Consider the following 13951-nt stretch of genomic DNA (forward strand, 5'->3'; position numbering starts at 1 on the left):
CGAAGACAACGGCACAATTGCAGTCATTGCTCAATTTAGAGAACATCGTAACGGATAATAAATTACCGTGCTTGCTGCAAACTGTTGTATTCGTATTTGCGCATATCAACTACTGAAACAAGAGGCTGCTACGATTTAACGAGTAAAATAGTTAGTAATAAAATTTGGTCATTTGTCGTGACGAATTAGACGAATAATATTGCTAATTGCGCCGAATTTTATTGTTGAGTCAGCAAGAAATAATACAATTAAATTTTAGATTTTACTGGTTTTTTATTAATTGGATTAAGTTCCAATAGAGAGAAAAAGATGCGACTTACCGCGTCAACATCACCTATTTGGCCGTTTTCATAGATAAATGCTCTTTTGAATATTTACTTTTATTTATATATAACCCGCTTCGATTAAGGAATTATTATGCGTGAAATACTTAGTTGAGTAGACGTTAAAAATGCTACAACATATATCTATTGCTATGTTCAGGATTTATACAAATATCATCTTCAGCACTATCTTTACAATTGTAGGGGCTAAATAATAGGATTTATTTGGGATTCTACGCTTGTTGAACTTTATACTTGACAGATGCGAAAGCAACTTACTTTCTCTGCCAAAAAAAGAAGCTCTAAGAGCTGGTACAATCAGCTACTATCGCTGGGACTTGTAATCGTCGTATATGTGATGTTGCTACCAATGGTAGCGCAAGCACAAGCTCCGAATATAACTTATAGCAGTCCTATTACAATCACGAAGGGCGGGGTATATAGTGGGTCATATCGGAGCCTGGACAGCTCAGTGCCGTGCGTGCGCATCGCCACCACGGAGCCCGTGCAGCTGGTGAACTGCACGCTGGCCGGGGCGGGCGATTTGATCGTCTCGGGCGAAGGGGCGAACCTGATCGTGCGCAACTGCCGCGGCTACGGCCTGGAGCCCAGCCGCACGGGCGTGGGGCGGGGCCGCTTCGTGAACAGCTACCGGGCGCGCCGCCTGTGGATCGAGCACAACTACTTCGAGCAGACCAGCGGGCTGAACATCGACCGCTGGAGCACGAGTGGGGGCGTGGCCGGGGTGGGCCAGCCCTTGCTGGTGCGCTACAACCAAGCGCGCAACATCGACGGGCGCTGGCGCGGCAACCAAGGCAGCACGCGCGCCAGCTTTGTGATCCTGAACACGGTGCGCAGCCTGCCCGGGGTGGAGATCAGCTACAACGAGGTGCGCAACACGGCCAACCAGAGCCTGGTGGAGGACAACATCAACCTGTACGCCAGCTCGGGCACGAGCGGCAGCCCGATCCGGGTGCACAACAACTTCGTGTTCGGGGCCTACCCGTTTCCGGCCACGGGCACGGGCTACACGGGCACGGGCATGACCACGGACGGCAACGGGAATGCGGCGGAGGTGACGGCGTTTGTGGAGGCCTACGAGAACCAGTTCGTGAGCACGTGCAACGCGGCCATGAACATTGCCGCGGGCCACGACATCTACTACCACGACAACCGGCTGGTGACCAGCGGGATGCTCGCGGACGGCACGCGTTTGCCGAGCACGTGGGCGGGCACCTCGATCTTCAACTACTACAAGCTGCCGGGCAACGTGTTCTTCAACAACCGGGTGGAGCGCACGGTGGTGGGGTACATGAGCAAGGGGGGGCAGAACGGCCGGCAGGACGTGAGCCCGGGGGCGTGCGCGAGCTGCGCGGTGGAGGCCTTGCCCAACCCGGTGACGGTGGACACGGAGCGGGGCGAGGACGTGCGCTGGCAGCAAAAGCTACAGCAACGCAACATCACCGTCGGACCCGAGGATGGGGATGAAGATACCACGCCGAGTGTACCAGCACCATCGACGGGTAGCAACTACGTAGTGAACCCGAGCTTCGACGCCGATGGCCGGGGCACAGAGTCGCCCACGGGCTGGCAGACGTGGACCGGGAACGGCACGGGCACAAACGCCTCCTACACCGAGACCTACCCCACGGCCCGCACGGGCACCTACCACGGCACGCACTACCGGCCGGGTAGCTACGAGGTCTACACCTACCAGACCCTGCGCAACCTGCCCGCGGGCCAGTACACACTGCGCGCCTGGGTGAAAGGGGCCGGCGGACAGAACGCAGCACAAATGCGGGTGATGAACTATGGCGGCAGCCAGCGCACGGTCAACGTTGGGGCTACCAACGGCGGAGTGAGCGGCAACTGGACACAGGTCGAGATAAAGGACATCACCGTCAGCAAAGGCGAGTGCGAGATTGGCTTCTATTCCAACGCCGGTGGCGGTGGGCAGTGGATCTACTTCGACGACGTGGAGTTTGTGGCACAATCTGGTACACCTGCAGTACCCAACTCGTCTCCAAAAGTAGGCCTGAGCGCTACAGTCAACAACCTGACGCTCGGCAATTCTCTAACGCTAATGGCCAACACCGGCGACTCGGACGGCTCTATTAGAAAGGTAGAATTCTATAGTGGCACCACTAAGATAGGAGAGAAGACATCAGCGCCTTATCAGCTTAGCTGGAAGCCAGTTGGCATTGGTACGCTGTCGTTGACGGCCGTAGCAACGGACGATGACGGGGCTACTACTACTTCCAGCGCCGTAACAGTTACGGTAGTGGGCACAGTGGTACTACCTACACCAAGCGCGCCGGCGCCGTCTACGGGTAGCAACTACGTGGTGAACCCGAGCTTCGACGCCGATGGCCGGGGCACAGAGTCGCCTACGGGTTGGCAGACGTGGACCGGGAACGGCACGGGCACAAACGCCTCCTACACCGAGACCTACCCCACGGCCCGCACGGGCACCTACCACGGCACGCACTACCGGCCGGGTAGCTACGAGGTCTACACCTACCAAGTCCTGCGCAACCTGCCCGCGGGCCAGTACACACTGCGCGCTTGGGTGAAAGGCGGCGGCGGACAGAACGCAGCACAAATGCTGGTGAAGAACTACGGCGGCAGCCAGCGCACGGCCAGCATTGGGGCCACCAATGGCGGAGTGAGCGGCAACTGGACGCAGGTCGAGATAAAGGACATCACCGTCAGCAAAGGCGAGTGCGAGATTGCCTTCTACTCTAACGCTGATGGCGGTGGGCAGTGGATCTACTTCGACGACGTGGAATTCGTAGCGCAGACCAGTGGTGGCACCAGCGAAGGTAGCAACACTGTCCTGAACGCAAGCTTCGATGACAACTTATTCCCTACCCAAACCCCTAGCCGCTGGAGCACGACGCCTGGCAACGGCAGCAGCGACAACGCCGACTACACAGAAATCTATCCGGGGGCACACTCGGGGCTGTACCACGCCACACACTACCGGCCCGAGGCCTACGAGGTGTATACTTACCAGATGGTGAGTGGACTAGCCGACGGTACCTATACCTTGCGGGTATGGGCCAAGTGCAGCGGCGGGCAGAACACTGTACAGCTACAGGCCCGGAACTACGGCGGGGCCGCGCGCACGGCTAATATCGGTGCTAACAACAACTGGACGCAGATAGAAATAAGCGGCATTCAAGTTACAAACGGGCAGTGCGAGGTAGGCGTGTATTCGAAGGCCGGTGCCGGCGGGCAGTGGCTCTACTTTGACGATGTGGAGTTGGTACGCGTACAGAACAGCTTTAGCGCCGTAAGCAGCAGCAACAGCACCGTCTCGGGACTATCCGTTACGGGTGCCGAAAGCAATGTTGCCGCAAGCGTAACGGAATTCAGCGTCTTCCCGAATCCAGCCAACGTGCAGACGACCATTGCAGCTCCCTTCGAGCAAGCAGGTAGTGTCACCATCAGCATATTCAACTTGCAAGGTCAGGAAATAGCACACTATGTGCAGTCGGTGGTGAGTGGCAGTAACTACTTGCCACTGTCTACGGCAAACCTGCCAATTGGTAACTACGTGTTGCGTGTGGCCGGCCCTGGGCACAACTACACCAAGCGCTTGGTGATTAGCCGCTAATCAACCAATAGCTATACAAAAAAAGGTCGTCCAAACGGACGACCTTTTTTTGTGTCTACTTAGAGAGGTAGATATACCTATTATCTAGCTACGGGCTAGTGCCTTGCGGGCTATCAGGTAGATGAAGTGTGAGTTGGTAACCAAGTAGCGGCGCCACAGGCGGCGCGGCTCCAGCCACAGGCGGTAGGCCCATTCCAGCCACAAGCGCCGTGCCCAGGCGGGCAGGCGTTGCTCCAGGCCAGCGTAGGTCAGGAAGGCTTGTCCTACCCCCAGCATGCAGGCTTTGATACGGCCCCGGTGGGCGGCCATCCATTTTTCCTGGCGCGGGCAACCTAAGGCTACAAAGAGCAGGTCGGGGTCAGCTTTGTTGATGGCAGCTACGTGCGCTTCTTCTTCTTCTGGCGTCAGCTTGCGGAAGGGAGGAGACACCATACCCGCAATGCGCAGATTAGGCAGCTCACGCTCAATCCGCTCCCTGATTTTAGCTAGGACGGCATCCGTAGTACCATAGAAGTATACCGATTGCCCACGACGTTCAGCTTCGGCTAGTAGGGCAGGAGTGAGGTCCATACCAGCCACGCGCTCCTGGCGCTTGCCGTGGAACCACCCTACGGCCCCGGCTACGGGGCTGCCATCGGGCGTTACCACATCGGCATCGGCTAGTACTTGGCGAAACTCAGCGTCGCGGTGGGCTTCTACCAGCATGTGCACATTAGCGCAACATACGTAGGCCGAGGTGCGGGCCGCGCCCAATTGCAGAATGGTATCGACAAACTCTGGGAAAGTGCCCGTGGAGATGCCGGAATTTAAAACAAGACGTTTGGGTAACATACGAAAGCAGGAGGCGCAGGAAATCTAGTAGGCGTTTTCTTCGCCGTGTACCATGTTCCAAACCGTCTTACCAATGATTTTCAGATCGAGTAGGAACGACCAGTTCTCTACGTACTTCAGGTCGTACTCCACGCGCTTCTCCATAGCGCCATCGGCGCGGGTCTCGCCGCGGTAACCGTTTACCTGAGCGTAGCCCGTAATACCCGGCGTTACGGTGTGGCGCATCGGATACGTGCGAATCTGCTTGGAGTATTCTTCCAGCTGCGACACCATGTTAGGGCGTGGTCCTACCACCGACATGTGGCCCAACAGTACGTTGAAGAACTGTGGCAGCTCGTCGAGACTGGTCTTGCGCAAGAACTGACCTACACGGGTGATACGAGCATCACCTTTCGTTGCCTGTAGCTCCACTACCATATCCGTGCGCATGGTGCGCAGCTTGTAGCATGGGAATAGCTGGTTCCGCTTGCCGGGACGCATCTGCTTGAAAAACACAGGGCCTTTCGAATCCAGCTTAATGATCAGCGCCAGGATAGGCATGATGATCGGGAAAGCAAGCAAGATAACCGCACCCGAGAAGGCAATATCAAAGGCACGCTTCATCAACTGGTTGGGCCGGAAGCCCAGTGGATGCTGACGCACGGTCAGAATAGGCAGGTGGTTGTAGTAGTACACGTTGATGTCCTGCCGCATGGTGCCCTGGAAGTCAGGAATAATGCGGAAAGAAATGAAGTGGTCGTCGGCAAAGCCCGAGAGGTCCTGGATCAGGTCGTGCTGGTCCAGTGGCATAGCAAAGTAGATTTCGTCAATCTGATTCTGCTTGCAAAAGTCCTTCAGGTTATCAACGCCGCCGCGCATCATGTGCTCCATACCCTGGGGCACAGTATCGTCGGTAAAGAAGCCCATGAACTGGTTGCCTACCGGGTCGTGCACGGTCAAAAACTCTTGAAGCTGCCGGGCGCTGCTGCTAGTGCCCGCAATAACGAAGCGGCTGTGCGGGCGGGCAAAGTGCTGCTGGTAAGTGCGACGTAGGAAGGCTAGCAGGAAACGACCTGCTACAATACCCACCATCATAGCGCCATACATGGCCATCAGGTAGGACATAGGCAGCCAGTATACCTTCAAAACCAGAGCGCCGGACATCAGCACGGCGGCATGAATCATGAAGGCCAGTAGCAGGTTGCGCAGCTTCTCCGGGTAAGAAATCAGCCGGTCGACGCGGTAGATATTAGCGTACTGACCCGAGATAATCCACCAGAGCAGGGCAAACACCGCAAAAAACAGCGAGTAGTACCCGTCGAACTGCCAGGTGCCTAGCAGTTGGTGCGCCGTCAAGCGAAAAACCCCGAAAATAATCAGGCTGTCAACGATGGGTAAAATGAGCCTTTGTGAGTTACTGTAGTAAGTGTAACGTTCCATACATCAAAATGAAAGGTTGGCGACTGAAGCAATCCTGGGTGGTATGGACTAAGGAAAGGTCGGAAGTAGTACTGTTAATGATGAATCACTAATACTGAGGCAAATATAGTTTATTTGTTAAAAAATATGACTATTATATTTGACTTTAGAATAGTATCTGTGATAAATCATATTGATTCAACATCTGTGTCCATATACTTGATTAGTTCTAATAGGTTGCAGGAACTAGAGAAAAAATAGGCTACTTTATATAAGGATAACATTTAAGTGCTTCTAACTATCTATAAATCAAGTTGTAATTGTATTATAATAATATTCATTATTCGTCTATTTACGCTTTATTAAGTAGAGGCCTCCTTAGAATAGTGACTTCTTGTATAAAGGTTTGTATGCTTATACACAGGGAGTTATAGTACGTATCTCCCGAACCCGTTTCTTCTGGCTCTGTTATGTTGGTAGACTGTACTTTATAGTTGAAAAAGATAATTGTAAGCTGTTCACCTATGCTGAATAGTGCTTCCCTGCCTTATCTAACAGACGCACCCTATATAGAGAAAATTGCGTTTAGATGGTTAGCCTCTATCTCAGGTATGGGTAGCTCTTGCTTGGCACTCGAGTCAGACAGGAGGTTTCAGGGCTATACACAGCACCAATTTCATGAGAAAATCAGCGACTATTTTACTTCTTAGTAGCCTCTACCTGGCGCAATTAGCAGCTGTAAGCTGCACCAACAGACAAGACCAGGAGGAGAGCAGGGATACCAACGAGCGCAACACCACCGCGTTTTTTGCAGACGATACCGTAAGAACCACTCCCACATCAGACGACACCCCTGCCAGTGCAACCTCCGGCGGCATGGGTAACTTCGTAAAGGCTTCCAAGGCCGCCACGCCGGCGGTAGTCCACATCAAAACTACTTACGAAGGTTCCGGTAGCTATTCCACCGGGGTTGGACAGGGCTACGGTGCACCCTCGGGGCGTGGGCCAGCTATGGCGTCCGGCTCGGGGGTGTTGATTACCGGCAACGGCTACATTGCCACCAATAACCACGTGGTAGAAAACGCCTCGCAGATTGAAGTGGTGTTGCCCGACAACCGGCAGTTCCCGGCCAAGCTAATTGGCCGCGACCCGAACACCGACCTGGCCCTACTCAAAATAGAGGCCGACAGCCTGCCAAGCATCCGGCTAGGCAACTCCGACAACGTGCAGGTAGGGGAGTGGGTAGTGGCCGTAGGATATCCGTTTTCCCTGAACACCACGGTTACGGCTGGCATTGTGAGTGCCAAGGCCCGCAGCATCGGCATCATCAATCGGCCCAGCCAGAACGGTTACGCGGCACCCTCCGGCAACACCGGCATCGAGTCATTTATTCAGACCGATGCGGCTATCAACCCTGGAAACAGTGGCGGTGCGCTGGTAAATACCGATGGCGAGCTGATTGGCATCAACTCGGCTATTGCCTCGCAAACGGGCAGCTACGCCGGCTACGCGTTTGCCATCCCCGTGAACCTGGCCCGCAAAATTCTGGGTGATTTGCGCAAGTACGGTACCGTGAAGCGGGGCTTACTGGGCGTGTCGTTCCCGGCGCCGGCCGTCGAAGCGCAGTATTTGCTCCAGCAGGGGCTTCAACCGGGCGTGGTGAAGGGTGTCTATATAACAGGAGTGCTCGACAACAGCGCGGCGGCTGCGGCCGGCTTGCAGGAAGGCGACGTTATCCAGAGCATCGACGGTGTGCAGCTGAATTCGTCGGCTGAGTTTTCGGAAAGGATTGCCCGGCACCGGCCCGGCGATGTGGTGAAGCTCACGTATCTGCGCGACAAGCAGCGCCGCACTACCTCGGCCACGCTCAAAGGCGAAGAAGCCACCGCTACGGCCAGGGGCAACGCCGATCTGGAAAAAATCTACAACAAGCTCGGGGCCAGTTTCGCCCCCGTGCCCGATGCTATAAAGCAGCAACTGAACCTACAGGCAGGTGTGTTGGTAAGGGAAGTCCGGCGGGGCGGTTTCTTCGACCAGGTAGGGATTCCCAGCGGTACTATCATTGCCTTCATCAACGGCAAAACCGTTGACAGCCCCCAGGATATAGATCGGGCCTTGCTCTCCGCCCAAAACGGCATCATTCAGGTGCTGGCCATTGCGCCCGATGGCTCCCGGGTGGTATTCGACTTCTCACTCGGTACATAGGCTAACAGGCGTGGCCGGACCACTCTACCAGAGCTCAGGCAAGATGTCGGTGAGGGAGAGGTGGCCGGCCACGTAGCGGGCCAGCAAAATTCGGGTGGCAGCGGTAGGGGCAGGCGCTCCACTTAGCTGTAGTGCCATAGAAATGCTCAGGAGGCGACGTATGGTAGTAGGCTGCGGCGGCGCAGAAAGCGGCGCGGGCTTATCTGTTGTCGTGAGCGGGCAGGAAGGAAACAAAATATTTTGCATGACTTTTTTATTTTGTTAGTGAATCGTTAATTAATAATTAATTGATTTTGTGATAATGAAATAACAAAGCATGTTACGTGTATATATTCTAATACACGTAACGTGCTTTTAAAATTCTGTTAGAAATTGGTCTTAACAATTAAATTATTTCGGCTGGCCTCTGTGAAATCCATTGGGATAATGCCGAAGTGCCCGGTAGTTTGTGCACTGAAAAAGGTGGAAACGCGCGGGTTGATATCGTTGGCCACCGTGTTGATGTTGGGAATGCCAAACAAGCCGGGCTTGTAGCCGCTGGCATAGTTGAGGTAGAGACGGCCAGGCGCCGCGGCCTTGGCCTCGTTAAGCAGGGTCGTCATAGCCGTCCACTTGGCGGCGTTGTCGGGTACTTTATACTGGTCTTGTACCCTCAGCTGCGCCTGCGTCGTGTTGATGCTGAAGGTGGTATTATCAGCCCAGGCGGTAGCGTCGATGCCCTTTGGGCTGGTAGTAGCAGAGAAGCGACGGAGCAGCACAATCTTACCGCGCACTTGTCCTAGCGTGGGCACGGTAGCGCTCAGGTACCACTTGTCGGGGTTCTGTTGCAGGTAGGTGTTCAGCGTCTGCTCGAAGGTGCGGGTATTGTTGCTGGGCGTGTGTTCCTCCTTGATTGACATGATGATACACTCCGTGGGGTTGGCCTGCAAAAAGGCCAGGCAGGCCGCACGCACATCATCGAAGTTCAGGTTTTGGTACACAGCACCGTGATGAATGGCAAAGCTGTTGTCGATGTGGCGGCAGCGGATGTCGAGGAAGCGTACCCCAGCCGTGAGCTGCTCCCCGATGGTCAAGGTCTGGCATTTAGCCGTACCAGAAATCGGCTCAAACCGTGCCCCCGAGTCGTGGGTGCCAGGAATGCTCAATTGCGACAGAGACAGGTTAGCGTCAACGGCTCCCATCCAGTTATTTAAGGAGTAGGCCACGGCTGGCTGGGTAGTAGCAGTGGCGCCGGGTCCGGCAGCAGGGGCCATAATTTCCTGCTTGTCGCAAGAAGCCAACGACAGCGTGGCGGCAATGGCGGAAAGGAAGGGTAAGGAACGTTTCATGCTCAAGCGCTTGAAAGGTGAATAGAATAGAGCTTGAGCAAATATCTAGTTTACTATCCTTACTCTATTGTCTTTTATATTATTTAAACAATAAATATTCTTGAGAATCATCATAATTTGATAAATAAAAAATCTGTTTAGAAATAGTTAAAACGCCATGCTTCGACAAGATCAGATGGCGTTTTAACTATTTCTAAACAGATTTTTTGAATAAGTTCGAAATCAATTATTTTCAACCGTATTCCAGCCTAGTGCTTTTTTAATTCGATAATAAATTTCGGTGTTCTCATACATACCCGTGAATAACTCGCTTCCTACTCCATAAGCAAACACGGGGACCATCACGGCAGAGTGTTTATTGGTAGCAAAATTGGCCGCTATCTTGCCGCTCGCTGAACTGCCGCCTACAATGCTATAGCCGCCGGTTTCATGGTCGGCCGTCACAATGACGAGGGTTTCGCCGTTGGCGGCCGCAAACCGGAACGCCTTGCCTACCTGCTGGTCGAAGTCCAGTACTTCTTGCACGTTTTGGGTAGCGTTGTTGAAGTGACCGGCGTCGTCGATCTGCGAGCCTTCAATCATCAGAAAAAAGCCGTTTTTGTTTTTGCTGAGCACCTCCAGTGCCTTGTCCACGCCTTGGTTGATGTAGGCGGCGGTGCGTTCGGCCACAGCGGGTGGGCCATTTTCAGCAAGCAGGGCCACGGCTTTGGGGCCGGTGATGGTAGCTATGTCGCTAGGTTTGGTGACTACCTGATAGCCTTTTTGGCGCCACTGCGGTAGCAAATCGGCGTGGTCCTGGCGCTGGGTGAAGTAGCGCAGGCCGCCGGCGTACATGAAGTCGATAGGAGCTGAAAGGTACTTGGCAGCAATGGCTTCCTGGTCGTTGCGGTTGGGATGCGTCACGGCGAAGCAGGCGGGGGTAGCGTCGGTCAGCTCGCAAGCCACTACTATGCCGGTGGATTTGCCGTGCTCCCGCGCATCCCACATAATAGAGCGGAACTTGTGCCCCAGCGAGTCCACGCCAATGGCAGCGTTGTAGGTTTTGTGGCCAGTAGCCATAGCTGTAGCGCTGGCTGCCGAGTCAGTAATCTTGCCGTACTGGTTTTGGGTGATGCTAAAACCCGTGGCCTGCGCCTGCTGCATAAATAAGCGGCCGTGGTTGGCTAGCAGCCCGCCCGTAACCTGCGCCGGTCCCATGCCGTCGCCAATCATCAGAATGATGTTCTTAATGGGCTTGCGCGGACCAGCATAGGGCACCAGGTCTGGCACAGGGTAGGCGCCAGGCGACTGATACTCGCGCTTATACAACGGCTCATCAGCCTTCGAAACTTGGGCAGGCAGGTGCTTGATAGCTTCAATCACGGCAATGCGGGACGGCGGCGACTGTGACTGAGAAGATCCGCAAGCACACAGGGACAGACTACTGCTAAGCAGTAGGAGGTAGCGTGAAGAAATCATGGCAAGCTGGAGAGGAAGGGTACAAAAGATACTACTTGTACGGAGCGGAGCCGCGTTGCGCGTCAATGACTTCCTTTAGCTCCGTCAGCTCATCGGCACCGACGAGAAGGGCGGGGTAGCGCAGCAACTCCCGCCACACGGCCTGACGTTGTGCAGCCGTAGCGGCGGGCAAATCCCAGAATCGTACTTTCTGGCCAGTGCGCACGGCCTGGTCGTTGAGTTGACGTAGGCGGGCCACTTCGGCGGCGGGTATCTTTCCTACCCCATCCCAACGGAAGGTTTTCTTCCAGTTGCCGTTAACGGCGGGAATGGCGGCGGCGAGGTCAGGCTGTAAGTCGGTGAGCTGGCCGTCGAGGAACACCAGCCGGTTGGAGTCGGCGAGAACCTGTTGGCGGGGGTAGTCGCCCGTCAGGATGACACGCACGCCGCCGGGGCGGGGCTGCTGTGGTGTCGAGAGCAATGCGCGGTAGCGGCTGAGTACCTGTTGCAGCTGGGCGTAGGTAGCGGGACCATCGTTCTTGATATCAACGTATAGCCACAACTCGGCGGGCTTTATATAGTGCTGGCCGCTGAGCTGGCGCAACGGGTCGAGGTAGAGGCTTTGCAGGGTCCGGTCGGGGCGCAGAGCGGCGCGCTCGTGGCCTACCTGCAAGGTGCTGTCAATCAGGAATACATCGGCTTCCACGCTCTTAAAGCCTATTTGCAAGGCATCAAATAGTGGGTGCGGGCGCCAGTAGTCGTTGTGAGAATGGCCCTGCTCCAGTGGTGGCGCGGGTTGAAAGCGCGGCGTTTGGGCGTGGACGGCGGTGGCGAACAGCAGGCTTAGGCTGGCGGAGGCAATGGTTTTTATCATGTACTGCATAAGAACGATGTAGAGATGCATACTTGCGTCTCGCCGTTGAACGATCTGAGCGGTGACGTTCAACGACGAGACGCAAGTATGCATCTCTACATCAATCGACTCTACAACGTTTGGGTATCTACCACCCCTGATTCTGCGCAATCTTTGAGTTGGCAAGGTCAGTAGGGGGGATGGGCCACACGTGGTGGATGGCGGGGTTGAAAGTGCGGGCGGGCCACACTTCTACCACCTTATAAGTGGAAGCAGGATTGGATTGGTCGGCGTACTGGCGGCCATGCTGGGGCTTGGCGTAGGCGGCCTGGGCGTCGCCCCAGCGCACGAGGTCGGCGTGGCGGTCGGCAAACTCGCCGGCCAGCTCCACGCGCCGCTCGTGCTTGAGGTCGGCGAGGGTAGCGCCGGTTTTGGGGGTAAGGCCAGCACGGCTACGCACGGCGTTCAGGGCCGCGTCGCCGCTTTTGCCCTGCATGATTTGGGCTTCGGCTTTCAAGAGCAGCACCTCGGCGTAGCGCATCAGCGGCACGTTCAGGTCGGTGGTGGGCTTATCGCCGTTGGCGTTCAGGTGGGCAGCCACTGGCGTTTCGTAGGGCTGCATGTACTTGTTGAACTGGAAGCCCGTGAGCGAGTTGGTGGACGAGTAGCGCTTGGTAGCCCCTAGGTAGGTAAATTCGTCGCCGAAGGTGAGAATGGTGGCTTTCAGGCGCGGGTCGTTGGCCTCAAACTCCTGGTACAACTCCAGGGTAGGCTGAAAGTAGCCCCAGCCGTTGTACTGGCCCCAGCCCTTGTTTTCGAGCAGCACGCCCGGCAAAATGCTCCCATCCTGCTTGCCCGACACCACCGACCAAATGTACTCCGAGGACCAGTTGTTCGGGATGGTGAACACGCTGTGGAAGTCCTGCTGCGGCTGGCCGGTGTTCAGCAACGCTCTACCCGAGCCGGAGTTGGCCACGGCATCGGCAGCCTTCTCGGCTTCGGCCCACTTGCTCTTGTCGTACTGCGCCCAGAAAGCGTAGGTTTTGGTGAGATAAGCCATGGCTGCGTCCTTATGCGCCCTACCCAAATCGGCGCCGGAATACGCGGTGACCAGCGGCAGCAGTTCGGCAGCTTTCTTGAAATCCTGCTCCATGAGCTGGTAGTTCTCTACCACGCTGGCCGGGCGCGGAAATTCGTTCTGGTCCATGTTGTCCACCGTCACGATGGGCACGCCGGCGCGCTGGTCGCCGTAGCGGGTGGCAATGTGGAAGTAGGTGAAGGCCCGCATGAAGTAGGCCTCGCCCAGCACCCGGTTTTTCAGGCTCTCGTTGATGGCCATGCCGGGCACGTTCTTCAGAATCTCGTTGCAGCGGCGAATAACCCGGTAGGAGTAGCCGTACATCTTGTTGGTGTCGCCCTCGTTGCCGGTGGCTGTGAAGTTGCGCACGTTGGCGGCGGTGGCCCGCACGCGGCCGGTCACCATGTCATCGGAGGCATTAATCAGCCAGAAAAACCCGCGCCCAAACATGTCGTCGTCGCGCATGTAGGTGTACAGCGCGTTGGAAGCGGCTACAGCATCGGCGTCGGTTTTCCAGAAGTTGGCGTCCGTGATAGTGCCCTGGGGCGTGAGGTCGGTGAACTCGTCCTGGCAGCTGGTAGCGGCGCCTAGGAGGAGCGAGGCAAAGAGAAGGGTAGTGTATGTGCGTTTCATGGAAGTTGTGCTGGTGTGGACCCCACCCCCCGGCCCCACGCCGCTTGATGCGCGGAATCCTCCGAGAGAGGGGGAGCCAGACGGTTTAGCTGTTAGCTGATGGCTGCTAGCGGTTAGCTTTTCGTTGAACAAGAGCTACTAGCCAACAGCTAACAGCTAACAGTCGAATCGTCAGGCTTCCCCTCTCCCGGAGGGCCGGGGGCCGGGGGGTGGGGTGACTACTAAATCCCCAAATTCAAACCAATA

The 13951-nt window shown here is 55.7% G+C and carries 9 protein-coding genes; 2 read left to right on the forward strand and 7 right to left on the reverse strand.

What is annotated here, in order from left to right; translation table 11 throughout:
• The first annotated feature begins 804 nt into the window (after nucleotides 1-804).
• Nucleotides 805-3942: a T9SS type A sorting domain-containing protein gene (locus KYK14_RS22485; protein ID WP_219159500.1), complete on the forward strand. Its 3138-nt coding sequence runs from the start codon at nucleotides 805-807 to the stop codon at nucleotides 3940-3942.
• Nucleotides 3943-4026: 84 nt separating this feature from the next.
• On the opposite strand, the gene KYK14_RS13485 is transcribed toward KYK14_RS22485, so the two are convergent.
• Complete coding sequence (locus tag KYK14_RS13485; protein ID WP_219159502.1) at nucleotides 4027-4773, reverse strand: WecB/TagA/CpsF family glycosyltransferase; 747 nt, start codon at nucleotides 4771-4773, stop codon at nucleotides 4027-4029.
• Nucleotides 4774-4797: 24 nt separating this feature from the next.
• Nucleotides 4798-6192: an undecaprenyl-phosphate glucose phosphotransferase gene (locus KYK14_RS13490; RefSeq protein WP_185282989.1), complete on the reverse strand. Its 1395-nt coding sequence runs from the start codon at nucleotides 6190-6192 to the stop codon at nucleotides 4798-4800.
• A gap of 855 nt (nucleotides 6193-7047) precedes the next feature.
• On the opposite strand from KYK14_RS13490, the gene KYK14_RS13495 reads away from it, so the two are divergent.
• Complete coding sequence (locus tag KYK14_RS13495) at nucleotides 7048-8376, forward strand: trypsin-like peptidase domain-containing protein (RefSeq protein WP_219159504.1); 1329 nt, start codon at nucleotides 7048-7050, stop codon at nucleotides 8374-8376.
• Between the two features lie 24 nt (nucleotides 8377-8400).
• On the opposite strand, the gene KYK14_RS13500 is transcribed toward KYK14_RS13495, so the two are convergent.
• The 5 genes from KYK14_RS13500 to KYK14_RS13520 all read right to left on the reverse strand — a co-directional run bounded on the left by KYK14_RS13500 (nucleotide 8401) and on the right by KYK14_RS13520 (nucleotide 13705).
• Entirely contained in the window at nucleotides 8401-8622 is a 222-nt protein-coding gene (locus tag KYK14_RS13500) for a hypothetical protein (RefSeq protein WP_185282991.1), read from the reverse strand.
• Between the two features lie 119 nt (nucleotides 8623-8741).
• On the reverse strand, nucleotides 8742-9704 hold the full coding sequence (locus KYK14_RS13505) for a phosphatidylinositol-specific phospholipase C (protein WP_219159506.1): 963 nt from the start codon (nucleotides 9702-9704) through the stop codon (nucleotides 8742-8744).
• Nucleotides 9705-9926: 222 nt separating this feature from the next.
• The gene (locus tag KYK14_RS13510; protein ID WP_219159508.1) at nucleotides 9927-11066 is read right to left on the reverse strand and encodes an alkaline phosphatase; all 1140 of its coding nucleotides are present in this window, start codon (nucleotides 11064-11066) and stop codon (nucleotides 9927-9929) included.
• 127 nt (nucleotides 11067-11193) lie between these two features.
• A complete protein-coding gene (locus KYK14_RS13515) occupies nucleotides 11194-12024 on the reverse strand; it encodes a PI-PLC domain-containing protein (protein ID WP_219159510.1) in 831 nt (276 codons plus the stop codon).
• Between the two features lie 118 nt (nucleotides 12025-12142).
• On the reverse strand, nucleotides 12143-13705 hold the full coding sequence (locus KYK14_RS13520; RefSeq protein WP_219159512.1) for a RagB/SusD family nutrient uptake outer membrane protein: 1563 nt from the start codon (nucleotides 13703-13705) through the stop codon (nucleotides 12143-12145).
• Nucleotides 13706-13951 lie beyond the last annotated feature (246 nt).

This window comes from Hymenobacter profundi, assembly GCF_019334315.1.
Classification (GTDB): Bacteria; Bacteroidota; Bacteroidia; order Cytophagales; family Hymenobacteraceae; genus Hymenobacter; species Hymenobacter profundi.